The 26,255-nt window shown below is 44.6% G+C and carries 20 protein-coding genes; 5 read left to right on the top strand and 15 right to left on the bottom strand.

Annotation, left to right across the window (positions count from 1 at the left end; translation table 11 throughout):
- Window positions 1-62: 62 nt before the first annotated feature.
- Window positions 63-1,412, bottom strand: coding sequence for a metalloprotease PmbA (gene pmbA, locus L3V43_RS08885; protein ID WP_102055978.1), 1,350 nt, complete (start codon window positions 1,410-1,412; stop codon window positions 63-65).
- Between the two features lie 136 nt (window positions 1,413-1,548).
- On the opposite strand from pmbA, the gene yjgA reads away from it, so the two are divergent.
- Complete coding sequence (gene yjgA / locus L3V43_RS08880; RefSeq protein WP_010605940.1) at window positions 1,549-2,067, top strand: ribosome biogenesis factor YjgA; 519 nt, start codon at window positions 1,549-1,551, stop codon at window positions 2,065-2,067.
- Window positions 2,068-2,158: 91 nt separating this feature from the next.
- Here the strand turns inward: yjgA and tldD are convergent, their stop codons facing one another.
- The 9 genes from tldD to L3V43_RS08835 form a co-directional block, all read right to left on the bottom strand.
- The gene (gene tldD / locus L3V43_RS08875; protein ID WP_102055976.1) at window positions 2,159-3,598 is read right to left on the bottom strand and encodes a metalloprotease TldD; all 1,440 of its coding nucleotides are present in this window, start codon (window positions 3,596-3,598) and stop codon (window positions 2,159-2,161) included.
- Complete coding sequence (locus L3V43_RS08870) at window positions 3,595-4,410, bottom strand: carbon-nitrogen hydrolase family protein (protein ID WP_102055975.1); 816 nt, start codon at window positions 4,408-4,410, stop codon at window positions 3,595-3,597. Before L3V43_RS08870 ends, tldD begins: the two co-directional genes overlap by 4 nt.
- Window positions 4,403-8,332, bottom strand: a complete 3,930-nt coding sequence (locus tag L3V43_RS08865) for a YhdP family protein (protein WP_237116412.1) — start codon at window positions 8,330-8,332, stop codon at window positions 4,403-4,405. The genes L3V43_RS08870 and L3V43_RS08865 overlap by 8 nt, the downstream gene beginning before the upstream one ends.
- Window positions 8,333-8,345: 13 nt before the next feature.
- Entirely contained in the window at window positions 8,346-9,818 is a 1,473-nt protein-coding gene (gene rng / locus L3V43_RS08860; RefSeq protein ID WP_010376650.1) for a ribonuclease G, read from the bottom strand.
- 3 nt (window positions 9,819-9,821) lie between these two features.
- On the bottom strand, window positions 9,822-10,388 hold the full coding sequence (locus tag L3V43_RS08855; protein WP_237116411.1) for a Maf family protein: 567 nt from the start codon (window positions 10,386-10,388) through the stop codon (window positions 9,822-9,824).
- A complete protein-coding gene (gene mreD / locus L3V43_RS08850) occupies window positions 10,388-10,870 on the bottom strand; it encodes a rod shape-determining protein MreD (RefSeq protein WP_026001073.1) in 483 nt (160 codons plus the stop codon). The genes L3V43_RS08855 and mreD overlap by 1 nt, the downstream gene beginning before the upstream one ends.
- Window positions 10,860-11,702, bottom strand: coding sequence for a rod shape-determining protein MreC (gene mreC, locus L3V43_RS08845; protein ID WP_237116409.1), 843 nt, complete (start codon window positions 11,700-11,702; stop codon window positions 10,860-10,862). Before mreC ends, mreD begins: the two co-directional genes overlap by 11 nt.
- The gene (locus L3V43_RS08840) at window positions 11,702-12,745 is read right to left on the bottom strand and encodes a rod shape-determining protein (RefSeq protein WP_010376642.1); all 1,044 of its coding nucleotides are present in this window, start codon (window positions 12,743-12,745) and stop codon (window positions 11,702-11,704) included. The genes mreC and L3V43_RS08840 overlap by 1 nt, the downstream gene beginning before the upstream one ends.
- Window positions 12,746-12,812: 67 nt before the next feature.
- On the bottom strand, window positions 12,813-14,825 hold the full coding sequence (locus tag L3V43_RS08835) for a formylglycine-generating enzyme family protein (protein WP_237116408.1): 2,013 nt from the start codon (window positions 14,823-14,825) through the stop codon (window positions 12,813-12,815).
- A gap of 299 nt (window positions 14,826-15,124) precedes the next feature.
- Between L3V43_RS08835 and L3V43_RS08830 the strand changes: the two genes are divergently transcribed.
- Window positions 15,125-16,036 carry a pyridoxal-phosphate dependent enzyme gene (locus L3V43_RS08830; RefSeq protein ID WP_237116407.1) on the top strand — a complete coding sequence of 304 codons (912 nt, stop codon included), beginning with the start codon at window positions 15,125-15,127 and terminating at the stop codon, window positions 16,034-16,036.
- 21 nt (window positions 16,037-16,057) lie between these two features.
- Here L3V43_RS08830 and L3V43_RS08825 read toward each other — a convergent pair whose 3' ends face one another.
- The 4 genes from L3V43_RS08825 to L3V43_RS08810 all read right to left on the bottom strand — a co-directional run bounded on the left by L3V43_RS08825 (window position 16,058) and on the right by L3V43_RS08810 (window position 20,823).
- Complete coding sequence (locus tag L3V43_RS08825) at window positions 16,058-17,644, bottom strand: EAL domain-containing protein (RefSeq protein WP_237116406.1); 1,587 nt, start codon at window positions 17,642-17,644, stop codon at window positions 16,058-16,060.
- 254 nt (window positions 17,645-17,898) lie between these two features.
- A complete protein-coding gene (gene ssb, locus L3V43_RS08820; protein WP_010376633.1) occupies window positions 17,899-18,552 on the bottom strand; it encodes a single-stranded DNA-binding protein in 654 nt (217 codons plus the stop codon).
- 17 nt (window positions 18,553-18,569) lie between these two features.
- Entirely contained in the window at window positions 18,570-19,937 is a 1,368-nt protein-coding gene (locus L3V43_RS08815; protein ID WP_102057836.1) for an MFS transporter, read from the bottom strand.
- Window positions 19,938-20,076: 139 nt separating this feature from the next.
- Window positions 20,077-20,823, bottom strand: coding sequence for a transporter substrate-binding domain-containing protein (locus L3V43_RS08810; RefSeq protein WP_010605950.1), 747 nt, complete (start codon window positions 20,821-20,823; stop codon window positions 20,077-20,079).
- Between the two features lie 180 nt (window positions 20,824-21,003).
- Between L3V43_RS08810 and uvrA the strand changes: the two genes are divergently transcribed.
- On the top strand, window positions 21,004-23,826 hold the full coding sequence (gene uvrA / locus L3V43_RS08805) for an excinuclease ABC subunit UvrA (RefSeq protein ID WP_237116405.1): 2,823 nt from the start codon (window positions 21,004-21,006) through the stop codon (window positions 23,824-23,826).
- Between the two features lie 50 nt (window positions 23,827-23,876).
- Complete coding sequence (locus tag L3V43_RS08800) at window positions 23,877-24,971, top strand: hypothetical protein (protein WP_237116404.1); 1,095 nt, start codon at window positions 23,877-23,879, stop codon at window positions 24,969-24,971.
- Here L3V43_RS08800 and L3V43_RS08795 read toward each other — a convergent pair.
- Window positions 24,952-25,350 carry a thioesterase family protein gene (locus L3V43_RS08795; protein ID WP_010605953.1) on the bottom strand — a complete coding sequence of 133 codons (399 nt, stop codon included), beginning with the start codon at window positions 25,348-25,350 and terminating at the stop codon, window positions 24,952-24,954. The genes L3V43_RS08800 and L3V43_RS08795 overlap by 20 nt on opposite strands.
- Window positions 25,351-25,379: 29 nt before the next feature.
- Here L3V43_RS08795 and L3V43_RS08790 point away from each other — a divergent pair, with 29 nt between their 5' ends.
- Window positions 25,380-26,081 carry a 2OG-Fe(II) oxygenase gene (locus tag L3V43_RS08790; RefSeq protein WP_088531994.1) on the top strand — a complete coding sequence of 234 codons (702 nt, stop codon included), beginning with the start codon at window positions 25,380-25,382 and terminating at the stop codon, window positions 26,079-26,081.
- The last annotated feature ends 174 nt before the right edge of the window (window positions 26,082-26,255 follow it).

The raw sequence follows: 26,255 nt of genomic DNA, 5'->3' as shown, positions 1-26,255 counted from the left end.
ATAGAGTCAAAATAGCGGGAAATGCTGGTCAAAACCAGCATTTCTTGAGCTGAGAGAGGGAGTTATTCGCCCGCTATTTGCATATTATTGAGTAGTATAGAGCCGGTTTGTACTGCGCCTCGGCATTCAATATCAGCGCCAACGCCTTCAATCCCCATAAACATATCTTTTAAATTACCAGCGATAGTAATTTCACTTACAGGATATTGAAGTTCTCCATTTTCGACCCAAAAACCAGCAGCTCCCCTAGAGTAATCACCAGTTACCGTATTAACACCTTGCCCCATAAGTTCAGTGACTAACAAACCAGTGCCCATCGACTCAAGTAGGCTGGTTAAATCGTCGTGTGTTGGTTTTACTAACCAGTTATGGATCCCACCTGCGTGACCTGTCGCTTGCATATTCATTCTACGTGCAGCATAGCTTGCCAATAAGTAAGTATTGAGCACGCCATCTGTGATAATTTCACGGTCGATGGTTTTTACACCTTCGCTATCGAAAGGACTCGAAGCAAGCCCTCTTAATAAATGTGGCTTCTCTTCAATGTTAACGCAGCGATTAAAAATTTGTGTGTCTAAAGAATCCAACAAGAAGCTAGACTTACGATATAGCGCGCCGCCACCAATACCTGACACTAAGTGCCCAAATAAGCTGTTAGCAATATCCGCTCGAAAAATAACAGGCACTTTGCGCGTTGACACCTTACGACTGCCTAATTTTGCAAGCGTTGATTGTGCCGCCTCTAAACCGACTTCTTCAGGGGATTTTAGCTCCGCGTGCACGCGAGATAACGCATATGCAGAGTCCCGTTGCATTTGCTCACCCTCTTTACCAATCACCATGGTGCTCAGGCTGTGTCTGGTGCGTGGAAACCCTGCAATTAAGCCATGGCTATTGCCATATACACGGATCCCTTGGTGGCTCGATAAGCTCGCGCCATCAGAATTCACGATTCGAGGATCGAATGCTAACGCAGCTTTTTCAGCAGCAATACATTGCTCAATGGCTTCATCGGGAGAAACTTGCCAAGGATGGAAAAGATCTAAATCTGCTGGTGACATCTCTAGCAAGGCTTTATCCGCCACACCATTACAGGGGTCATCCGAGGTAAATCGAGCAATATCTACGGCTTTTTCAACCACTGAGCGCAGGGCTTCAGGACTCAGATCCGCGGTTGATGCTGAGCCTTTATGATTACCCACATAAACGCTAATACCAAGACCACCATCTTGATTAAACTCAATGGTTTCAACCTCTCCCATTCGTGTACTTACAGACAGACCAGAGGTACTAGACATCGCCGCTTCTGCCGAGGTTGCACCTAGTTTTTTAGCATGCGCTAACACATCGGCAACTGCATTTTTCACATCATCAATTTGATTATATATAGGGTGTTGTTGAGGTTGAGTCATAGATACCTTATCCGCTCGCTCGTCTAACTAAAACATATTAGTTAATATGCTATCACAGCTACTAACTATTGTAGTGATCAATTGTGGTATACTCTAATGTTAGAGACCTTAATATTTACTAGTATAGACAAGACCAATGGCTAAACACGAGCAAACGACCGAAGAAGAGATTATTTACGTTTCAAAAAGCGAGCTTAAGCGCGAAGCGCTTGAATTGCATGAACTAGGCTGTGAAATCGCAGGGCTTGGCAAGAAGCAGCGTGAGAAGTTACCTCTAACGGACGAGCTTAAAGAGGCCATGACTGTTGCGGATAGGATCCGTGCTAAAACAGATGCTTACCGTCGTCATATGAACTACATTGCCAAGACATTGCGTAGTACTCCAAATGTCGAAGATATTCAGGCTGCGATGGATTTGATGCTAAATAAGAACAATAAAGCAGACGTATTGCTGAATAAGATTGAGCTTATTCGCGATGAAGTGATTGCCAAAGGAGATAGCAAGATTAATGAGCTATTGGATAAGTATCCTGAACTTGAGCGTCAAAAAATGCGCCAGATGGCGCGCCAAGCAAGTAAAGAAGTAAAAGCTGAGAAGCCAGGCAAAGCCTACAAAGAGCTGTTCCAGTATTTAAAAGAAGCGATTATGCCGTAACGCAGTGTTGTGGCTCTGATACAACATAAAAAGGCGCTGATGCGCCTTTTGCTTATTACTTTTGGCTTATGAATAGTTACCGCAGGTAGTATTACGCTGTACCACCGACAGTAATTTCGTCAATCTTCAAACTCGGTTGACCGACTCCCACAGGGACGCTTTGACCATCTTTACCACATACCCCAACGCCTCTATCAAGCGCAAGGTCATTGCCTACCATAGAGACCTTTTTCATCACCTCTGGACCATTGCCTATAAGCGTTGCACCTTTAATTGGTTGGGTTATTTTACCATTCTCAATTAAGTAGGCTTCAGACGCTGAGAATACAAATTTACCAGAGGTAATATCCACTTGACCACCGCCAAAGTTACTAGCAAAAATGCCTTTATCTACGCTACGAATGATCTCTTCTTGACTGTGCTCACCCGCAAGCATGTAGGTATTTGTCATTCTTGGCATCGGTAAATGGGCATAAGACTCACGACGCGCATTACCTGTAGGCGCCACGCCCATTAAGCTCGCGTTTTGCTTGTCTTGCATATAGCCCTTTAAAATACCATTTTCAATCAGTACGTTGTATGCCGCTGGCGTACCTTCATCATCCACATTCAAAGAGCCGCGACGGTCGGCTATCGTGCCATCATCCACCACAGTACAAAGACTCGAAGCGACTTGTTCACCTATTTTGCCACTGAATGCAGAGGCACCTTTACGGTTAAAATCACCTTCTAGGCCATGTCCAACAGCTTCGTGTAACAAAACGCCCGGCCAACCAGAACCGAGCACCACAGGCATCGCACCTGCTGGTGCATCAATGGCTTCAAGATTCACGCGTGCTTGGCGCACAGCTTCTTTGGCAAACTGCATCCATCTCGGTGCACCGTCTACTAACTCTTTAAAGTAACCATAATCTAAACGCGCACCACCACCGGCACTACCACGCTCTCTGCGATCATTTTTCTCAAGGAGTACCGAACAATTTAAACGTATTAACGGGCGAATGTCGGTTGCAAATGTGCCGTCGCTTGCGGCAATTAACACTTCTTCATATACCGCCGACAGCGAACTGACCACTTGCTGCGCCTCAGGTGCTAAATCGCGAATGCACTGTTCAATCTCTCTTAGTAAAGCCACTTTATCCGCATCACTCATGCTGGTAATTGGCTGTGCTGGTTGAAATTGAATGGGTGCTTTTACATCGCTAAATACTTGGACTTTACTGCTTTCGCCAGCTTGCGCAATGCTACGCGCAGCTTCTGCAGCTTTGGTTAAGGCTTCAATATTGATGGCATCAGAATAACTAAAGCCAGTCTTCTCACCACTCACTGCACGCACACCAATACCACGTTCGATGTTGTAGCTGCCGTCTTTGACTATGCCGTCTTCCAGCACCCAAGTTTCGTGGTAGCTTGATTGAAAGTACAGATCGGCATAATTTACTTTGTGCTGATGAATATACTCGAGAGTCTGTGATAATTGCTCACGTGTCAGCTGGCTATTGGTCAGTAAATTCTGCTCTACATTACTCATAAAAACTCACTTTTAAATCGGTTATGATCCGCAACCGGCATTTTTTGCCGGATCGAATCAAGAAACGCGCTATCTAGCTGCTGTGAAATAGGTTCTAAATTCGCACCAGAGTCAATTAAGACTTCACCCCAAGGCGATACAATTAAACTGTGTCCATAGGTTTCTCGGCCATTTTCATGACAACCTACTTGCGCGGCTGCAACTACATAGCATTGGTTTTCTATCGCCCTCGCCTGTAATAATGGCTGCCAGTGTGCCTTACCCGTTGCACAGGTAAAAGCACTCGGGACTAAAAATAGCTCAGCTCCCTTCGCTCTCATCATTTGGAACAAACCTGGAAAGCGCAGATCATAACACACGCTTAATCCAATTTTGCCAAATGGACTATCCACTACCACGACATCCTGTCCACGCTCTGTTCGCTCAGACTCTCGATATTGTTTAGTTTTGTCACTCACATCGGCGTCAAATAGATGGATCTTATTATAGCGTGCTACGATTTCGCCACTCGAATCAAATAAGTAACTCGCAGCCAGATATTTATCGCTCTGGCTTGGTATCGCGATGGTACCTGCCGCCAACCAAATGCTATATTGTTGACAAAGCGCTGAAAGCTCTCCAAGCAGTGCTTCATTATGCTGCGCGTATTCCCAAGTCTGTTGCGCATTGTCGCAAAACGCCAGCCAAGTTTCAGGTAAACAAACTAAGGTTGGCTCTTCCATCACTAACTTAACCAGCTGACTTTTAAGATAATCTATATTTGTTTGGGGTGCTTTAGCCGAGCACATTGGCAATGCAATCACCTTAGCCATTACCACTTTCCTTATTTTGCGACACAAGAGGTTGCTCACTATGCTTAAGTGTAGCACTTGGATGTGATTCTGAATTCATTGCTGGTGCTTCTTTACTGGTATTCTCATCAGCTCCATCTGGCATAGCTTCTTCACTAAGAGGCACAACCGGTTTGGGTAACTCAATTTCTTTACTCTTACGATCAACCTCGGTAACCACCGGCTCTTGCATCGTTCCGGTGATTTTAAAATTAATCTCAGAGATCACTCGCGCCGAGTGGATAACCTTATCTAATGCCAGTGCAGCTAATCCCGTCACAGGGTTCACCGCCCATGCCATAATCACAGGTAAGCTCGACGTGACTTGTGGTGCGACGGCTAAATCATAATTAATTTCGTGAGTATTGAGATCGGCATAGCCACGTATCGTTAGATCCGCGGGCACGCCATCGAGCTTCGCATCTTCAGTGATCGCAATACCATTCGTTAGTTGTACCGAACCACTCATACTGTTATAGAAAAAGCCTTTAGAAAACACATCTCTAAAGTCCAAGCGTAACTTTCTGATCAAAGAGTCCAAACTCAGCAATGAAAAGACACGTGCTCCTTTGTCGCTTATTTCTGCCAAGTGGCCCTCTCCTAAGCGCCAAGTCAACTCGCCACCTAGGCTAGGTAAATCCATTTCGTATGGCGCGCCTTGCCAATTGAGGACAAAATCTATGTTGGCGCGGGAGTCTTTAATGGTCGAAGTAATATCAAACTCATCCGTTAGTTCACCAAAGTCATTGCTGTTTAACGCGCCGCTTAGCGTCGTTTTACCTTGCTCAAACCGGCCACTGGCATTGAGTTTATGATCTTTTTTGTCAATCACTAACTCTGAAATATTGAGTCTATTACCATCCCCAAACAACGACATATTGACCTGATCTAACTGATATTCATCAACTTTACAGTCACCGCACACAAATTCGGTTGCAGGTAAGCTCAACAACCAATCTAATGAGTGAACGTCTTTTTCCACCGTCTCTTGCGCTTGCGGCTCCGACTTAGGTAAATTTAGACGTAAATAATCACTATTAATGTGAATAGGCCGGCTTGAGTTTGACGCTGGAATAGCCACTTGTGAGCGCATTTCTTTACTATTGATTTTAAGCTGCATCGCGCCGTCAATCGCGGCCATAGTAAAGTCAACATCATGGAAAGGGATCTCAGAGAATGTTACTTTTGAGAAAGAACCATTTACCTGATTCAGTGCTGGTAGAAATGCAGGGTCGGAACCTGAATTTGGCGCTTTGATAATGCGGTTGATCAGTGGTAACCAAGGCAACAGCTCGACTTCTTGTTGTTTGATTGTGATATCAAAACCGGATGCATTTAAGCCTTCATCTTTACTGCCAATTATCAGGTGTGCATTACGCATCGCACCGGATCCATTTTCAACGATGCCATTAAAATACAATTGATTATCTAGGCTTGCCGTAACAAGATTCGAAATATCATCCCCTAATACTGTGCCGCTTAGCAGTTTAGCTTGATCAGCAGGTTTGCCGAATGGATCGGGTAAGTGACTCGCGATCCCCCGTAAATCACTAGCAAATTTGGCTTTATAGTTAAATCCTGCATTGGCAAAATTAAGGATAAGCTCAGTGCTCAGCACGCTATTGCCTTCAAAGTAGCCGTCAATAATTCCATTTGCGTGCGGTTGCAGTTGCTCAACCCCAGCTTCCAGACTGACCTTGGTCGTTACTTGATAATTTTGCTTATCTCCGCTTCCTGATAAGTCCAACGACAGGGGCATGTCCAGCCACTTAGCGGTCAAATTATTCACTTTGATAGTGTCATCATCGAAGCTAACCACACCTTTCACTTGCTGTAATTGCATGCCAGGCTTTGCCAAAAAAACAGGATTGTTGTCTAGGTAGATGTCACCTTTAGCATGTACGGCACCTGATTTCAGGTCGACGACCAATTGCACATCCCCTTTTGCATCACCTTTACCTTGAACAATATCTAATATATTCGCGAGTGGATCTGCGAGCGGCGTTGCCGCAAAGAAAGGCTGTAGCGTGCTCGCTTCTGTGGAGTGACTAATATCAACAGTCAGCACATCAGCGTGATTTAGATCCGCAATACTCACAACGACACCCTCATCAATACTTTGATTAACAAGTTCTCCACGGTGTGCGTAGATATCCATTCTTTCGTTTTCGAAGTGTAGTGTGACATCCCCTGAAGTAACGCTAGGCCAATCCGGTGCAAAACCAAAAGTAATATCATTCAAACGTGATTTAACTTCAAACTGACTTTGCTTATCAGCGAATGGAAATTGTGAAAGCGCCCCACTCAGTAAGACTTGAGTCTGTAAGTGCTGACCACCTTGGATCCCTGCTTCTAAATAGTCAACTAAGCTTTTACGCATAATACTGACAGGAAAGTACTGTGAAGCGATTTCACCACGCCCACCGAGTAGCTCCGCATATAAATCAAGCCGAGGGTCATCTGATAACTGCAAGGAAAATTCTGTGGCTAATGCTACGTCTTGATTACTAAGCCAAAAGTTGGGACTGGAAACTTGCCAGCCTTGTGCTTGTTGATTGCGAATATAGACATCACCACTGAGCTGCTGGAGCTTAATATTATCTTTGAAGGTCTCTTTGGATAGTAATTCAGTTTGTTCAGCACTTAAATTGAGCCTAACTTGCTCATCAGTCGCATTCACCTCTAATCTGGTACCATAAATTCCCGGGATCCCATGAAATGGCTCAAAAGCTATCTCTTCAATAACTCCCCATGCCGCAAAAGCGTTATTAGTACCAAGACTGAATTTCGCTGCGCTCAGTTGACCATTGGGATTCATACCATACAACAAATCTCGTCCAGGGAATTTAGCAAGTTGTGCTAACTCAGCTAAAAAGTTGGCGTTAATATCCTTTAACCAAAAGGTCTTGTTATCTTTATGCCATTTCGCTTCAAATAAAATAGGAGCAAGCGCTTCTAGATTACGACTAAACTGGATACCACTACTTTGCACCCACCAACCTTGCTGATCTGGCTTTAACAGAAATTGCGCATCGTCTAATGCCAATGTGCGCTGATTTTCGTCTTCTTGCCAAGTCAAGGTACTGGGTTTGATATCCACTGTAATATCTTGCAACGTACCTTGCTCAAAGCCTAGCCATAGCTGAGCATTGATGTCTGCTTTTAGGTCTGGATGTGCTAAGGTGATAAGCTCTTCTAACCAATCGACCGGATTAACCTTATCCGCGGATACATAGATATTCCCTGCCAATTCACGTAGCTTTCGCCCCGACAAAGAAAGACGAGCGTTAAACTGGCCTTGAGAAAACCCAGGTAATGCGATTTCTCCTGCCCCCTCATGTAATGCACTAGAGTTTTGCCACACCAAATCTTTCAATAATAAACTGTGGGTCTTACCACTAGAAAAGGTGATATTAAGACGACTGTTTTGCACCGCAAAATGCCCAACATCACCTAAGAAAAGGCTTTCAATTAATGCTTGCTGCTCAAAAGCACCTTGATCTTGAGCCGCGCTTAATTTGCTCAGATCTATATCGGCCTCAAACCCTTCCAGTACAAAATAGTTAGATGCGATCTGCATTTGTCGTACAGACTCAAATACATTGAGCTGCAAAGAGGTTTTGGCAATATTAATGGAGATTGGCGAGTCTTTATTGTCTTTAAAAGAGAGCGATTCCAACACCAGAGCAGGCCCATTGCCTTCCCAACTCGCACTGATCTGGCCAATACTAATATCAACATTCAGTTGCTTTTGGATCAGCGCTTCGATGTTACTTCTATAATCATTAACATAGGGCAAGGCGTACTTCAGCGCAGACACCAGCACCGCGAGTGTCACTAAAGTGATCGCAAAGATTTGCCACGCTTTACGCAGGCAGAAAAAACAGACGGCCTTAGCCTGCATGTACCGCTACCCTTTACATCATTACTACGTCAAACTGCTCTTGGCTATATAAGCTCTCAGTTTGAATGCTAACCTGCTTACCAATAAATAATTCAAGCTCAGCTAAATTATGATACTCATCGTTGATCAAGGCTTCGCTCACTGCTGGCGAGGCATAAACCATAAACTTGTCGGCATCATAAGCACGATTCACACGCACGATTTCCCGTAGGATCTCATAACAAACGGTTTCGACCGTTTTTAGTGAACCACGACCGGAGCAAGATGGACACACATCACAAAGAATATGCTCTAGACTTTCGCGCGTGCGCTTGCGGGTCATTTCTACAAGACCAAGTGCAGAGAGTCCATTGATATTGGCTTTCGCTCGGTCTTTAGACAACGCAGTTTCTAAAGAGTGCAATACTCGGCGTTTATGCTCGTCAGATACCATATCAATAAAGTCGATAATAATGATACCACCAAGGTTTCGTAACCTTAGTTGCCGCGCAATTGCTGACGTTGCTTCAACATTAGTATTAAAAATCGTCTCTTCGAGGTTACGATGGCCAACGAACGCGCCAGTATTGACATCAACCGTTGTCATTGCTTCTGTTTGGTCAATGATAAGGTAGCCACCAGACTTTAACTCAACCTTTCGATGTAGTGCCTTTTGGATCTCAGTTTCAACATCAAACAAGTCAAAAATGGGACGCTCACCTGGGTAATACTCAAGTGCACTTGCGAGCTGGGGAACAAACTCTTCAGTGAAAAGTTTTAGCTCTTGGTAAGTTAACTTTGAGTCAACACGGATACGCTCCATGTCCTCACCAACATAATCACGCAAGGTGCGAAATGCTAAGGTAAGATCCTCATGCAAAATTTTTGCTTTGCTCGTTTTGCGGCGGCGCGTTACAATTTTCTGCCAAAGCTTTTTCAAAAACTCCGCATCATGCTGTAACTCTGCTTCCGAAGCGCCTTCAGCAGCGGTACGAACGATAAAACCACCGTTTTCGTCATTATATTGTGCAACGATCTCTTTTAACCGGTCACGCTCTTGTTCGGTTTCAATACGCTGACTCACTCCCACATGCGTCGCATCAGGCATAAACACCAAATAACGTGAGGGAATAGTGATATCCGTTGTCAGTCTAGCGCCTTTTGTGCCAAGCGGATCTTTGACTACTTGTACCATAATGAACTGGCCTTGTTTCACCAGCTCACGAATGTCCTGCACTTTCTTAACTGGGGACTCGGCCACCCCCTCTTCGATAGAAGCGCTGTTCACGATATCTGACGCATGTAGAAATGCCGCTTTTTCCAAGCCGATGTCCACGAAAGCAGCCTGCATACCAGGAAGAACTCGGCTTACTTTGCCAAGATAAATATTACCTACGATGCCTAGGTTACCGATCCGTTCAACTTGAACTTCTTGCAGCACCCCATTTTCGATTAAGGCTACGCGACTTTCACTTGGGGTGACATTGATTAGTAGTTCGCTACTCATATTTTATTTTAAAAACCGTTGAATTAATTCGTCTGTCTCATATAAAGGTAAGCCGACAACTGCAAAATAGCTACCTTGGATCTCAGTTACAAAGCGCCCACCTACCCCTTGGATCCCGTAACCACCGGCTTTATCTTGCGGCTCGTTGGTGTCCCAGTAGGCATCAATTTCAGTTTCGCTTAGCGTTTTAAAAGTCACATTGGTCACAATCACATCGCTCAGTACTTTGCTTGTATCTGCAAGTGCAACCGCCGTCATCACCTGATGCGTATGACCAGAAAGGCGCTGCATCATCGCTTTGAAATCCGCTTTATCACGAGGCTTACCAAGCGCTTCTCCGTCAATGACAACCACAGTGTCACTGCCAAGAACCGGCCTATCGGTATACCCTAACGCCACACCTGATTGCGCTTTTAAACACGCTAAACGCTCCACAAGCTGTAATGCGCTTTCATCGTCTAGCGGACTTTCATCAGCATCAACACTAAATTGCTCGAACGAATAGCCCAGCTGAGAAAGTAGCGCTTTGCGACGTGGAGAAGCCGAAGCTAAATATAAAGAGATAGACATTATCTGATCCTAAACTGTCTACGATATTTTCTCAGCAGTGGGAATATCCACAGCCAGCACACCATGCCCGTAACCGCAGGCCACAGATAATGCGGGTTAAAGTAGATATCAAGCAAGAAATGATTAAGCCAAAATTGTAACAAATGATAGAGCGCGAGAAATAGCCCGATCAGCACTGCTTGCTGCCAGATGGAGAAATTACGAATTTTCTGAAAGTTGCTGGCGGTAATATAAATACAAATGGAATAGGTCAACGAGTTCACCCCGAGTGGTGCGCCCATCGCTAAGTCTATTATCAGGCCAGTCATCCAAGCCCAACCAATATTCACACGGTGAGGGACGGCCAAAGACCAGTACATCAGCACCAATAATACCCAGTCAGGACGAAATGGTTCAAGTGAAAAAGGCAACGGCATAAGTGCCATGATTAACGCAACAAAGACACTCAATGCAATCAATAAGTTGCTATGTTTACTCATGATTTATTGCCTCTTGGCTGCGTTTACCTAACACCACGAGTAAGCGAATGCGATCTAGTTGTGCAATCGGCTCTGCCTGTACTTGTGCAAATGGTAGGCCTTCGTCTCGGTCTATCTCAGTAACTACAGCCACCGGATAGCCTTCAGGGAAAGTACCACCAAGCCCGGAAGTGACCAACACATCGCCAATGCGAATATCCATGCTATGCGGTACATGAGCAAGGCGAACATTATTGATTTTACCCGTCCCCTCAACCACAGTGCGAACGTCATTACGCAATATTCTGACCGGTGTCGCATGGGTGGTATCTGTCATAAGCAGCACTCTTGAGGTCGTTGTACCGACTTGAGTTAGCTGCCCAACAATGCCCATTTCGTCAATAACAGCCTGCCCTTCGCTTATCCCATCAATAGTACCGCGATTAATCACCACCTGATGACTATAAGGGTTCGAATGAACAGACAACACTTGAGATATTAAACGTTGATTGGTTTCCCTAGCCGAAGCACCTAATAAGGCGCGCAATTCTTGATTTTCTTTTTGCAAAAACTGAAGTTGCTGTAATTGCTCACTCTGTATTAATTGTTTTTCTCTGAGTGTTTGGTTTTCTTGTTGCAGCTTTTCTCTGGTATTGAGACTTTTCAGGCCCAAGTTGAACGCTTCATAAGGAATGTTAGCAACGTACAGTAGCGGACTGACCAAAGTGTTTAAACTGGTTCGCACCATAGTCCCACCAACTGTGTAACGGTCACCAATGATCAGAATAATACTAAGCACAACTGCGACAGTAAGTCGCAGTTGTAAGGGAACGGTTCGGCCAAATAATAAATTCATCAGTCGTAACTAAATACGTCACCACCGTGCATGTCTATCATCTCTAACGCTTTACCACCACCTCTTGCCACACAAGTTAATGGATCATCGGCAACCACCACTGGAATACCGGTTTCTTCCATCAACAAACGGTCTAAGTCTTTGAGTAATGCGCCACCACCTGTTAATACCATGCCGTGGGCAGAAATATCAGAGGCAAGCTCTGGTGGCGACTGCTCTAGCGCAACCATTACTGCACTTACTATCCCCATCAAAGGCTCTTGTAACGCTTCTAGGATTTCATGTGAGTTGAGTGTGAAAGAGCGTGGCACACCCTCAGCTAAGTTACGGCCGCGAACTTCAATCTCAATCGGCGTTTCACTCTTAAACGCTGAGCCTATTTCATGTTTGATATGCTCAGCCGTCGCTTCACCAATCAGGCTTCCGAAGTTGCGACGTACATAGTTAATAATCGCTTCATCAAACTTATCACCACCGATACGTACTGAAGACGAATAAACAACACCATTTAGTGAGATAATCGCCACTTCCGTCGTACCACCACCTATATCAACAACCATTGAACCCGTTGCTTCAGATACTGGTAGGCCAGCACCAATTGCAGCAGCCATTGGCTCTTCAATTAAGTACACTTCACGTGCACCAGCACCCATTGCGGATTCACGGATAGCACGCTTTTCAACTTGCGTTGCACCACAAGGTACGCAAATAAGTACACGAGGGCTTGGACGCATGAAGTTATTATTGTGCACCTGTTTGATAAAGTGCTGTAACATTTTTTCTGTTACATAGAAGTCTGCAATCACCCCGTCTTTCATCGGGCGAATAGCTTTGATGTTACCCGGCGTTCGACCTAGCATTTGCTTAGCCGCAGTACCTACTGATGCAACGCTTTTTGGGCCACCAGCTCGCTCCTGACGAATTGCCACCACCGATGGCTCATTCAGTACGATGCCTTCTTCTTTTACATAAATAAGTGTGTTTGCCGTCCCTAAATCGATAGAGAGATCGTTAGAAAATAATCCGCGTAATTTTTTAAACATGAGGCTGGGTGACCTTTCAGAATTCTGTCAAACAAAGCAGCATCACCTGCTGCTCTTAATTTACTACTTATCGCTCTCGAACAAGTCGAAAACCTATATAATTCGCTCTAAAATCTGGCGCTAACGCTAAGCGAGTTGACACTCGAGCCAAACTCGGCGCGAAGTTCCATGCACCGCCACGCACTGTAACATCGCTCTGAGAAGCACGCTTTTGCGTCCACTCCCAAACGTTTCCTACAGTATCATATAAGCCATAGCTATTCGGTGAAAATTGGGCAACTGGTGAAGGACTTTTATTAGACCACTCACTGCCACACCAACCACAATTAGCTAGGTTTCTTCCGATTTCATTACCCCATGGGTACTCAGATGCAGTGCCTGCACGCGCCGCATATTCCCATTCAACTTCATTGGGTAATCTATATTGCTGCCCTTTTTCACCAGATAACCAGTTGGCATATGCTTTGGCATCGTCATAGGCAACACACACAACGGGAAAATTATCTGATTGCTCGTAACCTGGGTTTTCCCAATTATATTCAAGCTCCCAAACCGGTTCGCCATTTTTATAGTATGCGCAGCCTTTACCTTGTTCGGCTAAGGTTTTATATCCTGTGCTTTGCGCAAAACGGCGAAAAGCCGCCACTGTAACCTCAGTGCTCTGCATGGCATATGAATGGCTCAACACTTTTTCAACAACGGGACGCTCATTTGGTAAACCATTACCCGTCAGGTCGCCCATTTTAAAAGTGCCCGCAGGGATAATAGCGAGCTTATTTTCGGTGGTTGCTACGGCGACCACTTGTACTTGTTGCGCTTCAGGCTCAGGCTTTTTCGTTACAACAGACGTTACCGATTGGCGTTTCTTCACCAATTTCGCATTAATGGTTTGCGCAGCTCGTAGGTTAATGCGTGCTTTATAAGGTTCATAACCTAATTTCCGGATCTCAACATCATAAAATCCAGCAGGAATTGCTACTGTCGTTTTTGTCGCGCCGTAACTGACTCCATTAATAAATACTTCGTCGTCGTAAACATTTGATCTTAAAGTTAACTCGACTGTTTTATCAGCCGTTTGTGACTTTTTTACAAGAGGGGTCTCCACGACGGGCTGCTTTGTAATAGTCGCAACTTCAACCGGCTCACTTTGTTCGTCCGAAAAAGTCAGTTGGTTATCACTGTAGACTGTCGAGTAGTTCGACTGGTAATTTACGGCAAGCGGAGTGCCATACTCAGCACAATAACGATTGTCTAAGCTCAACAAGTTACATAAGCGGCTGCTATTTACATCACCACGCATCGTCACACTGAGGTTAACGTTGTAGTTGCCTTGTCCACTAAACCCACTATTTACAACATGGCTGCTAACCACTTGAACCTGCGCGCCAGCCATATTGCGTTTTGGCTCAACAACACGACTCTCGGTTAGGTTTGCAAAAATCTGGTCAATAAAGCGCTTGGTTGCTTTTTGAAGCCCCATTTGCTGACCACGCTGTTCACAAGCCGCCAAGGTCTCTGTGCGTTTACAGTTAATCGTGTGATCTACTTCTAGTGTACCTTCACGAGTAAACTCATTACGTAGTCGCTCTACTCGCGCTGTGCCAAGCTGATCTTTTAAGTTTTCAAGCGTATTTACTAAGGTGTGCTTAGTCACACGGACTTGCTCAATATCTTTACGTTGTGATGCAATCGCCGCAATTTGCATCGCAATGTCTTCTTTGTTCTGCTTGTGATCTGTCACAGCTTGTTGATACCGCGTTTGCGCAGAAGAAATATCAATGGAAGGATCATCAATTAGCCGACGATACAACTCATTCATTGCATCTAAGGCCTGATTTTTTTCTTTGTCTAACTCACCTGAACGTTTTCTCAATAACTCAAGTTGAGACTGCAGACGCGTTTCCTCTGCTAGGTGTTTTTCTAAAACGACCGAGTATCTGTCTAATTCGCTTTGCTTGTTAGACAATTCAGACTCGATGGCAGTGACCGTTGCAGTATCTTGCGCCATAGCGCTTTGAGCAACAGTACCCATGGCCAGGATCGAGGCCGAGACAATAAAAGTTAAAGGAGCAATTCGCATATGTTCCATTCCCAACAGCGGCAATTGTTTGGTCTTGTTATTTCTTATAGTTAGGGCTCTATGCTATGTACTTACAAAGTAAAACACAAGCTTTGCACAATTAATATCTGAGTTTACAACTATTAACCAGCGTCTTGCCAGTTTTTAGCTGAGATTTTGTCTATTTTTCTCTAACATCGCGATGTGTTACTAATTCAAGTCCAAAATAGAAGATAGGTAATCAAGGATGTATGATAACCTCTGGAGTGAAACGCTCGGGTTATTTATTATAGTGTGCAAAATATCAGACTGATTTCATCATGCAAACCATCACCAATATCGCCGAGTCACCGATCCAAACTATTCACCACCCGACATTGGAAAAATACGGTTTAACGTTGCAGGTTAAGCGTGATGACTTGCTCCACCCGGTGATCCAAGGAAACAAATGGCGTAAGCTAAAATACAATATACTCCACCTAAAGCAAGCTGGCCTTGAAGAGTTAGTCACTTTTGGCGGGGCGTTTTCCAATCACTTATATGCTACTAGCATGGCGTGCAAACTTTTCGCAATCAAAGGTCACTTAATTGTTAGAGGCCCAGAGATTGACTGGCGCAATCCAACGCTAAAAATGGCAAGCGCTTGCGGGCTAACACTTCATCCCGTGAGTCGAGTCGAATATCGGCAAAGAAATCAGCCTGAATACATTCAAACTCTGCAAGCCAAGTTTAATAATGCTTATCTTATACCAGAAGGCGGCACTAATGCACTTGCACTGCAAGGCGTTGAAGAGTTAGCGCATTCCTTGCCTCAAAGTGATTATGTCATGATGGCTGTAGGTAGTGGCGGCACAGTGGCAGGACTAATCTCGGGATTACCTAATCACACGCAGGTTCTAGGCGTTACGGTACTAAGAGGTGCTGAATACCTAGCACAGGAGATACATGAATTAATCACAATTCAGCGCTGCGCGCCATGGCAGCTACTCCATGATTTTCACCACGGAGGTTACGCCAAGACTACACCTGAATTGCTGAGTTTTTGTCATGAAATGAAGGTAAAATATCGTTTGCCTCTTGAGCCTATTTATACTGGTAAACTGTTTTACGCCATTTTCACTTTGGCTCAACAAGGATACTTCAAAAGAGGCAGTGTGATCACCGCAATCCATACCGGCGGCTTACAAGGATTAGATGGTTTGAGATATTTGACTAATAAAAAGTCGGCCTAATCAGCTCATGCGGTTAGCGTTTTAGTGAATATCAGCGAGCTGTTGTAACGGTGCGGAAAAATAATGCCCTTGGGCCCCTTTCACTCCAAGCCCTTTGATACAACTCAATTCAGCAACGGTTTCAACCCCCACTGCATACACGGGAATACCCAAGCTTCTTGCTTGAGCGACTATTTGCTTAACTGTGCGTTTACGATACGCAGACTTTTCAATGCCGTGTACCAGCTCGCAGCTGAGCTTGATAGCTTTTACCAACTCGGCAAGCGGTGTGCGCCCTAGCGTAAGAGCTTGTGTAACGTTATCCAAATAAATATCGCACCCAAGTCGATTCAACCTATCAAAAGCCGCTAGCAAACGTTCTCCATGTTGATAGACCTCTTCTATGCTAAGTTCAAACCCAATTGCCGCCCCGCTATGAGACGCAATTAGCTGCCCCTCGAGCCACTCAATAAACTGACTATCCACCCAACTCGAAATATGTAAGTTAATGCTTACCTTACCAAAACTCCTTTCCTGCTCATAAACAGACAACACCTGCTTCACTATCGCTCTATCCAGAAACTGAAATTGCTCTGGAGTATAAAGGTGTTGCATCACCTGCTTGGCCGAAATTCGCCCCATTTCTTTGTGAGTCACTCTTAGTAGCGCTTCGCTTACAATTACGTCTTCGGCTAAAAAGTCGAACAACGGCTGGAAGAATAAGGAAAACTGTCCGGCTTTCAAATAACTCAGCAAAGCTTCACCGTCTTCGTTAAGGCGTTTTGCCAATAACTCTGTAAGATGCACTAGATGAGTATGTTGCCACACTTGATTTTGCGCAATTGAGAGCGCTGATTTTGCGCTCTGATAAACCTGTGTCTGTTGTTTATTTTCCTGATAAAAACAAGCGCCAAGTTTCACTTTGCTGCGAGATAAATCCCCCCGAAACTCTAACAGCACTCGATAAACGATTTCGTGCATTTGCTTTACCAAATCCATACCTTTAGTCGCCCCAATCTGCTTTACTGTCACGGCTAATGCCCCTGAAGCCAGATATTTAACTGCCACAGTCCCAAACTCTCCAACGCCTTTAACCAGCGCAAGCTGAAAATGTAACTGCAGATCAACTTCTTTAGGCGTACTGCACTGCCAATGGATTAACGCAAATAATGCATACTGCCCTTCTGGAGCGGGGGCTGGTAAAGCCACAGGCTTCTGCGCATGTGAAGTCGACTCAGCCTTACCGTATAAAAACCACCACCGGTGTACGAATAACACCAGCCCAATCGACAATAAATTGAAAAATATCAATATATATCCATGACTTATCCATATAGATTCATGGTACAAGGTAACGGTTTGGTCATTGGCAACAAATTGGTGCTCTTCTGCATTCGCAACAGGTAACAACGAAAAACCATACTTCGTAGCTATTTCACTTACTCCCGTAGCAAAAGCTTCAGCTGATAGCTGAGAAATTTCAGCCGCGGCTTCTTCGCCTTGCGTGTGAACCTGAAGGTGTAGTAAATGATTAAGAAGGAGATTTAGACACAACAACACCGTCAAACTTACCGCGACTAGCTTTTTTTGATACTGACGACGAAATCCATCTAACAGCTGAATTGGCATAATGTTTTTATTGGGTGGAAAGATAACTGAAGTGTTGTTCAAAATAGTGCAAAACTCAAGCGAGATGCGGCTTTTAATTGTACAGAAAGGATAAGCAACTGAGCCAAAACTAGAAATGCGTTAAGTTTAATAATCGTACAAGATGGTAAGCTTTATCTAAGCTTACTCTTCACTATTCTCTTAGAGATATTTATACCACTAAAAACAAAAACCCCAGCATGATGCTAGGGTTTTCTTAGATGCTATACCACCGTTTAGAACGGAATGTCATCATCAAAGTCAATTGGTGGCTCCATAGGATTTGAGCTACCACCTGATTGACCATTGTTTTGGTTCTGTTGTGGTGCAAAGCCACCTTGAGACTGGCCACCGAATCCAGAAGACTGCTGAGAATTCTGTTGCGATTGCTGTGGTGCGAATCCACCTTGCTGCTGGTTTGACTGGCTTTGCTGTGGCTGCGAATATTGCTGCTGAGGCGCTTGATTATAGCTTTGCTGGCCATAATTATTTTGCTGCTGTTGACCACCTTGGTACTGGCCGCCACCTTGACCCTGCTGCTCGCCACGGCCACCTAGCATTTGCATTTGGCCACCCATGTCCACCACGATTTCCGTTGTGTACTTTTCTTGGCCGCTTTGATCTGTCCACTTACGAGTCTGTAGACGACCTTCAATGTAAACCTGCGAGCCTTTTCTTAAATACTCACCCGCAACTTCCGCAAGTTTGCCAAACAACACCACACGGTGCCATTCTGTGCGCTCTTGCAATTGACCGGTGTTTTTATCTTTCCAGCTATCCGTAGTTGCAATGCTGATGTTAGCCACGCCGTTACCGTTTGGCATATAGCGAACTTCAGGATCTTGGCCCAGATTACCTACCAAAATTACTTTATTAACACCACGTGCCATGGCATTGTCTCCTCACACTATGACAAGCCCAGCACTTGCTTGGCTTGCTTCAAATCAAAAATTTTATCATCTACTTTTAGGTAGCTACGATTCTCATCTCTCACTACCGTGGCCTCAAGTACCCCAGGTAATGAAACCAATTGGTCTGCCAATTCCGTCGCTTGTTGCTCATTTTCTACAGCAGAAACTAAGCTGATCGCTTTGCTCTTAGGTGGCACTTGCATGCCCCATGCGATAACAAACCATATTACCCCAATAATGGCCGTCGCGGCAAATATCGTATCGACCGCAAAATTTTGTGCCAAGATACCACCCAAAGCACCACCTATAAATGCACCTAGAAACTGGCCAGATGAAAATACTCCCATCGCCGATCCCTTTTGGTTTGCTGGAGCTATGCGAGAAACCAACGCAGGCATAGTTGCTTCGAGAAAATTAAAGGCAATAAAATAGACCAGCATTGCACCTGCGATCATCCACAGTGAATCTACAAAGCAATACAAAGTAACTGAGCTTACCACTAGCATTGCAATAGACAGCAAGAATGTCTGCTTTTCTTTTTGTTTGCGGATTGCCACTATCATCATCGGTGCCATCAAAATAAAGGCGAGTAAAAATACCGGAATATAGAGTTGCCAGTGCCTATCTGCAGCAAGACCATCACGGATCAACTGGCCTGGCAAGGCTACAAAAATTGTAGTCAGCGTCAAATGCAATAGCAACACCCCAAGATCGAGCCTCAGTAACTGTGGGTTTTGCACCAAGCGACGAATATCTGCAAAGCTTGCTATTGTGTCACCTTTTGGGGCTTTATTTACCGCATTTGGCACCATAAAGGTAATGATAGCGATACCTACAATTGCCAATACCGCCGTCAGCCAGAAGATCCCTTCGATACCAAAAGACGCTGCAATCATTGGTCCTAATAACATGGCTACAGCAAAGCTCATACCAATGCACATGCCAATGACCGCCATTACCTTCGGACGCTGCTCGTCACGGCTCAAATCCGCAGCAAGCGCAAGTAAAGCACTTGCAATCGCGCCCATGCCCTGTAGGGCTCTACCAAATGTCACCCAATAGATTGAATCCGCTAATGCCGCGATAACGGATCCTAATGCAAATACCAACAACCCACCAATGATGATTGGCTTACGACCGAACTTATCAGACAACCAACCCATAGGTATCTGGAGTACAGCTTGAGTCAAACCATAAGCACCAATAGCCAAACCAATCCACAGTGGCGAGACATCCTGTAAAGACTGGCCGTAAACAGCTAACACAGGCATCAGCATGAACAAACCAAGCATGCGGAAAGCGAAAACGCCAGCAAGAGAAATCGCGGCGCGCTTTTCAGTTGGATTTAAAGAGTCATTAGACATAAGGCGGTATTCATCACTATCGAAAATCACGCGCAAGTTTAACAAACTCTTTTCTTAACTTACACTAGCGCGAACGGATCTTTGCAATGCGATTGTTACCATCATGATTTTGAACGGCTTACTTCGAGAGAAAAAAGCGCTAGTTGGTGCCGTACTTGGCCGTGATCTGATCTAATTTTCCGCTACGTTTAACCCGTTCAAATGCTTGACTCAAACGCTGCAAACGCTCGCTCGAGGTGCGTGCCTTGCTAAAGGCAAAATATACTGGGTTTTCGTTAATAACCAACGGGCTAATCGCAAACTTTTCAAAATCAGGGTTATTTTTACTTTGATACAGGATGTTGAATTTTTCTTCTAAAAACCCTGCTATCCGTCCTTTTTTGAGCAAATTCAATTTTACCTGATTGTCGGGTACATAAATAAATTGTGTTTCACTGTCGGTACGACGCGCAAGGCGAGCTGTAAACGCCTCACCGTAATAAGCATTACGCTGAATAGCGATGGGCTTTGACAGGTGGAATAACGACTCAAGTGAGTCAAGCTGATGAGGCTCGCCTGAGTTCATTGCAAAAACAATCGTTTCCATTCGTTGAGGACCAATAAAATGCGCAAACTGTTCACGTACCGGTGTTTTTGTGACGCTCAAAATAAGATCGATATCGCCCTCCTCTAAAAGCTTCAGCGCCCGACCCCAAGGAATACTTACGAAACGATAGCTACACCCTGCTTCATCCAACAAGGCTTTAGCGAAATCAACATCCATACCGTGCCAAACAAGGTCGTCATTTAACTTAGACTGCGCAGCATAATTCTCAAACCGTACCACCAGCTCACAGGCGAAGACATTTTGGCAAAGCAGCGCCAAAAGCAATAAAAGTCGATACAAAATCAATATCCCAAGTTGATCGGTTTAATAAGTTTAGTTCGTTTAGCAGAGATAACTTAATTTTGTATTCGGGATGCGGTAATCTGTTCACTTCACATCATGCTTTGACTGATCCAGGTTTCAATTTAGTGGATTAGTATCGCGTACTCAGTACAGCGCACGAAAAAACACAAGGGTCGTATGGATAAAATAGAAGTTAGGGGTGCCCGCACCCACAATTTAAAAGACATTTCACTCACCATTCCAAGAGACAAGTTGATAGTGATCACGGGTCTTTCTGGCTCAGGGAAGTCGTCTTTAGCATTTGACACCTTATACGCAGAAGGCCAGCGTCGTTATGTTGAGTCTTTGTCTGCGTACGCGAGGCAGTTTTTATCGCTGATGGAAAAACCAGATGTGGATCACATTGAGGGCTTGTCTCCCGCGATTTCCATTGAACAGAAGTCGACTTCTCATAACCCACGCTCAACCGTGGGAACCATTACCGAAATATACGACTATTTAAGGTTACTCTTTGCCCGAGTGGGTGAACCGAGATGCCCTACGCATGATTTACCGTTAGCCGCACAAACCATCAGCCAAATGGTTGATACTGTGTTGGCGCTACCCGAGGGTAGCAAACTCATGCTGCTTGCACCGGTGGTGAAAAACCGTAAAGGTGAGCACGTAAAACTGCTAGAAGAGCTTGCGAGCCAAGGTTTTATTCGTGCACGTATTGATGGCGAGGTGTGCGATCTCTCAGATCCACCAACGCTAGAGTTACAGAAAAAACATACCATAGAAGTCGTGGTGGATCGTTTCAAAGTTAAAGCAGGGCTTGAGCAGCGGTTAGCCGAATCTTTTGAAACCGCGCTTGATTTGGCTGATGGCATTGCGCAAATCGCCTATATGGATGATAGCGACGCAAACGAACTGATCTTCTCGGCCAACTTTGCCTGTCCAACTTGTGGCTATGCCATGAGCGAACTTGAACCACGACTGTTTTCTTTCAATAACCCCGCAGGTGCGTGCCAAAGCTGTGATGGTTTGGGGGTAAACCAGTATTTTGATCCCAAACGTGTAGTGCAAAACCCAGAACTAAGCTTGTCTGGCGGTGCAATCAAAGGGTGGGATAAACGCAGTTTTTACTATTTTCAGATGCTAAGTTCGGTTGCCGAGCAATATGGATTTGATTTAGAAACGCCATTTCAGGATCTGCCGAGTAAATTTCAAAAAGTGGTTTTAGAAGGCTCAGGCAAAACTAAAATCGCGTTTAAGTATCGTAATGACAGAGGCGATCTTATCACCCGCAATCACGAGTTCGAAGGCGTGTTAAACAACATGAATCGCCGTTATCGGGAAACGGAGTCAAGTTCAGTAAGAGAAGAGCTTGCCAAATATCAAACCAGCCAAGCGTGTCCAAGTTGCCATGGCTCACGACTGCGCGAAGAAGCTCGCCATGTGTTTATCGGCTCGACCAACCTGCCAACTGTAACAACGATGAGTATCGGCGAAGCCAGTCAATTTTTTATCGACTTAGCACTCACAGGCCAAAAAGCACAAATTGCGGACAAAATACTCAAAGAGATCCGCGACCGTTTATCTTTCTTGATCAATGTAGGCCTAAACTACCTCTCTTTGGAGCGTAGTGCTGATACTTTATCTGGCGGTGAAGCTCAGCGGATCCGTCTTGCAAGCCAAATTGGCGCCGGTCTCGTGGGGGTAATGTACGTACTGGATGAGCCTTCAATTGGTCTACATCAGCGCGATAACGACCGTTTACTTAAAACACTCACGCACTTAAGAGATCTTGGCAACACCGTGATTGTGGTAGAGCACGACGAAGATGCCATTCGTGCAGCCGATCACATCATAGATATAGGTCCAGGCGCCGGCGTACACGGCGGCTATGTCGTCGCTGAGGGAACTCGCGATGAGATAATGCAAAGTAAAGACTCATTAACTGGTCAATATCTCAGTGGCGAGAAATGCATTGAAGTTCCAGCGCAACGTCATCAATGTGATGACAAGTGGCTTGAGCTGAAAGGCGCAACGGGCAACAACCTAAAAAGTGTCGACTTAAAAGTGCCTGTTGGTCTCATGACCTGCGTAACTGGGGTATCTGGTTCGGGTAAATCTACCCTCATTAATGACACCCTATTCAAGCTTGCCCATCAGGAATTAAACGGTGCAACAACGCAAGAAGCTGCACCATATGAATCAGTTCATGGGCTAGATCACTTTGATAAAGTTATCGATATTGATCAAAGTCCTATCGGTCGCACACCACGTTCAAACCCAGCAACTTATACAGGGATCTTTACCGCTATCCGCGAATTATTTGCAGGAACACAAGAATCGCGTTCACGCGGTTATAAGGTTGGCCGCTTTAGTTTTAACGTTAAAGGCGGTCGCTGTGAAGCCTGTCAAGGCGATGGAGTTATCAAGGTTGAGATGCACTTCCTGCCGGATGTCTATGTTCCTTGCGATGTCTGTACTGGTAAGCGCTATAACCGTGAAACACTGGAAGTACTGTATAAAGGTAAAAATATCCACGAAGTGTTGGAAATGACAGTTGAGGACGCCCGGGAATTTTTTGATAAGATTCCCGCAATCAATCGCAAACTACAAACTTTAATGGACGTTGGCCTCTCCTACATTCGTTTAGGGCAAGCCGCCACGACTTTGTCCGGTGGTGAAGCGCAACGTGTTAAGCTCGCTCGTGAACTATCAAAACGAGATACCGGCAAAACACTCTACATTCTCGATGAGCCAACCACAGGTCTGCACTTCCATGATATTCAACAGCTACTCGCGGTATTACATCGTTTGCGCGATCATGGTAATACAGTGTTGGTTATCGAGCACAATCTAGATGTCATCAAAACCGCAGACTGGATTGTAGACTTAGGTCCAGAGGGGGGAGCTGGAGGTGGTCAAATACTCGTCTCAGGTACGCCTGAAACGGTGGCTAACTTTGCAGCTTCGCATACAGGTAAGTACCTTAAGCCCTTATTGTCTTAATTTCTAAAAGTCTCTATTATTGGTGCATAATAATTACAAATTCATTTATTATGCATCAACTTCTCGCGCCAAAAAACTTAACCGCGTACCTAGCAAGGCTGCGCTTTTCCATCGGCCAATTTTGGCAAAGCCTAACACTGGCTCAACGCTATTATTTAGTTAGTTTTATCATTTTTATGTTCAGCTTGAGTGAAACTGAAGATGATAACTTCACCGCTTTTTTGATCTTAATAACCACAGTAACGGCGCTATGTTATGAATTCTGGCCAAGGATCATGACCTTTTGGGAAAGTGTGCCAGGTAAAGCACTGATACTGTTATTTTATGCCTTTATCGCTAACTTTGTGTTAGTGCAAGCTGATGGCCGTATCAATGATTTAACTGGGGTCAGCACGGATAATTTCCCTTACACACATAATTTGAGTGTGTTGTTATCGTTACCTACTTGGTTTTTTATTACCAGTACCTTCTTGTTGATTCTCGCGCAACTCTTTATGACATGCTATGTCGTTGTACTTTTCCTGCTTAAACCATTACGTATAAAGCCTTTTTGGCATCAGAACCACTATCGTTATCCAGCAACAACAGCAATCATCAGGTTGATCATGTGTTTTGTTTTATTGGCTTTCTTGGTGCTCGGCATCGCTAAATCAGGTGCTTCAACCGCATTTACTGGGTTTTCTTCTGATTTCAAAATAGATGAGGACGGAATTTCTTTCCATGCCAACGCGAAAGAATCACGCTCAGCAAACTCCGAAGAAGAAAACGAAGGAGCATCGGAAACTCAACCACAAGTGGCCGACATGAGTGGTGATACTCCACAACAAAATGAAGCACAGTCCACTGCAGATGAGCCGGAGTCGTTAACGGTATCTATTAATAACGATTCTAACCCAGATTTACATGAGCAAGGCAAAAACTATAACGATGTGCTTAACCAAATATTGGCTTACTTTATCTTTCGCTTTGAGTCTGACGGAAACTCACGCTGTGAACATAGCGAAGGCAGTAATATTGTTGAATTAAACGATTATGAGATCTTAGAGATCATGCCGGATAACGCCGCGGAATACGGCTACACCTATACAGTAAAGCCTTGTATTTCAGCGGCAATTGGTCACCAGTTTAAGCCGCAGCAACCATAAAAGTGCCTAGCGCATCGCGCTCTTGCTGACTCAGCGGTTGAGATTGCTTAACCGCAAAGTCATATCGCACCATAATGGTTTTACCTTCAGCACAGCATTCTCCATGCTGCCAAGCCTGCTGCAAAATCACAAATGAGCTGTTGCCGATATGTTCAACAGCCGTTTTTATTTCGACTTCCTGACCATAAAATAGCTCCCCTTTAAAGGTGACTTCGACTTTGGCAACAATCAATTTCCACTCTTTTGGATTTAAATCTGGTGTAAATATTTTGAAAATAGGTGTGCGCGCGGCTTCAAACCACACAGGGAGTACGGTATTGTTGATATGTCCAAGCACATCTGTGTCGCAAAAACGCGGCATAAGCTTTTCAGACAGCATAATAACTCCAATAAAAACTAGGGAAAAACATGAGTGATTTTATTCGCGTTTACGATAACGCACTCAGTTCAGACTTTTGCGATGAATTCGTAAAGACCTTCGATCAAAGTCCACATTTAAAACAGGGGACTACATCTGGTGGTGTCGACTTGAGTAAAAAAGTCAGTCACGACCTTTATTTAAATTCCTATCCTGACTATGCCAAACAGTTACAACACATTCAACAGGTTACGGCAAAGCACTTATTTGAGTACCTTGAAGAACATTTCTTTATGATCATCGGTGCATTTGGACTTAAAGTGTATCACCCCAAAACTGGTGAACCTGTCGATCTCACTGTGGATAACTTTGAAGAAGTAGGCAAGCCACAACTCCCGGTCCTTGCTCAACAGCTATTTCGTTTAGGCGCTATCCAAGCTCAACGCTATCAAATAAATAAAGGCGGCTACCCCTACTGGCACAGCGAAGTCTACCCTCAACATGACCATAATGAAGCCTTACACCGAGTGCTGTTATTTATGTTCTACCTTAATGATGTCGAGGAAGGTGGCGAGACCGAGTTTTATTATCAGCAGCGTAAAATTGCCCCAGTAAAAGGTTCTATGGTGATAGCACCAGGGTATTTTACACATACACATAGAGGTAATATTCCAGTTTCTAATGATAAGTATATACTCACTTCATGGGTGTTATTTAATAGAGCAGAGCAGCTCTATGGTACGCCCAAATAAGCTATCTCTATACTTCAGGGGCTGTTGAACTCAAGCATAAAAGATAACAGCCCCCACAGAACTTATTTAACCTGAGGTTTGGATAAGGAATGGACTAACTCACTGTTTTTTAATCACCTTAAACTATCTTCTTATCTAGCCAGAGAGTTTTGGGGATAACTCCGCTTCCGCGTC

This window comes from Pseudoalteromonas sp. L23 (assembly GCF_021728455.1).
Taxonomy (GTDB): domain Bacteria; phylum Pseudomonadota; class Gammaproteobacteria; order Enterobacterales; family Alteromonadaceae; genus Pseudoalteromonas.
The sequence above is the reverse complement of the archived record's forward strand: the minus strand, read 5'-3'. Positions and strand labels throughout refer to the sequence as shown.

Coding starts and splice junctions, on each gene's coding strand:
- ssb (WP_010376633.1), bottom strand. CDS start 18,552: ATGGCACGTGGTGTTAATAAAGTAATTTTGGTAGGTAATCTGGGCCAA.
- tldD (WP_102055976.1), bottom strand. CDS start 3,598: ATGAGTAATGTAGAGCAGAATTTACTGACCAATAGCCAGCTGACACGT.
- L3V43_RS08790 (WP_088531994.1), top strand. CDS start 25,380: ATGAGTGATTTTATTCGCGTTTACGATAACGCACTCAGTTCAGACTTT.
- L3V43_RS08795 (WP_010605953.1), bottom strand. CDS start 25,350: ATGCTGTCTGAAAAGCTTATGCCGCGTTTTTGCGACACAGATGTGCTT.
- uvrA (WP_237116405.1), top strand. CDS start 21,004: ATGGATAAAATAGAAGTTAGGGGTGCCCGCACCCACAATTTAAAAGAC.
- L3V43_RS08830 (WP_237116407.1), top strand. CDS start 15,125: ATGCAAACCATCACCAATATCGCCGAGTCACCGATCCAAACTATTCAC.
- rng (WP_010376650.1), bottom strand. CDS start 9,818: ATGAGTAGCGAACTACTAATCAATGTCACCCCAAGTGAAAGTCGCGTA.
- pmbA (WP_102055978.1), bottom strand. CDS start 1,412: ATGACTCAACCTCAACAACACCCTATATATAATCAAATTGATGATGTG.
- L3V43_RS08855 (WP_237116411.1), bottom strand. CDS start 10,388: ATGTCTATCTCTTTATATTTAGCTTCGGCTTCTCCACGTCGCAAAGCG.
- L3V43_RS08840 (WP_010376642.1), bottom strand. CDS start 12,745: ATGTTTAAAAAATTACGCGGATTATTTTCTAACGATCTCTCTATCGAT.
- yjgA (WP_010605940.1), top strand. CDS start 1,549: ATGGCTAAACACGAGCAAACGACCGAAGAAGAGATTATTTACGTTTCA.
- L3V43_RS08865 (WP_237116412.1), bottom strand. CDS start 8,332: ATGCAGGCTAAGGCCGTCTGTTTTTTCTGCCTGCGTAAAGCGTGGCAA.
- L3V43_RS08800 (WP_237116404.1), top strand. CDS start 23,877: ATGCATCAACTTCTCGCGCCAAAAAACTTAACCGCGTACCTAGCAAGG.
- L3V43_RS08825 (WP_237116406.1), bottom strand. CDS start 17,644: ATGCCAATTCAGCTGTTAGATGGATTTCGTCGTCAGTATCAAAAAAAG.
- L3V43_RS08815 (WP_102057836.1), bottom strand. CDS start 19,937: ATGTCTAATGACTCTTTAAATCCAACTGAAAAGCGCGCCGCGATTTCT.
- L3V43_RS08835 (WP_237116408.1), bottom strand. CDS start 14,825: ATGCGAATTGCTCCTTTAACTTTTATTGTCTCGGCCTCGATCCTGGCC.
- L3V43_RS08870 (WP_102055975.1), bottom strand. CDS start 4,410: ATGGCTAAGGTGATTGCATTGCCAATGTGCTCGGCTAAAGCACCCCAA.
- mreC (WP_237116409.1), bottom strand. CDS start 11,702: ATGAATTTATTATTTGGCCGAACCGTTCCCTTACAACTGCGACTTACT.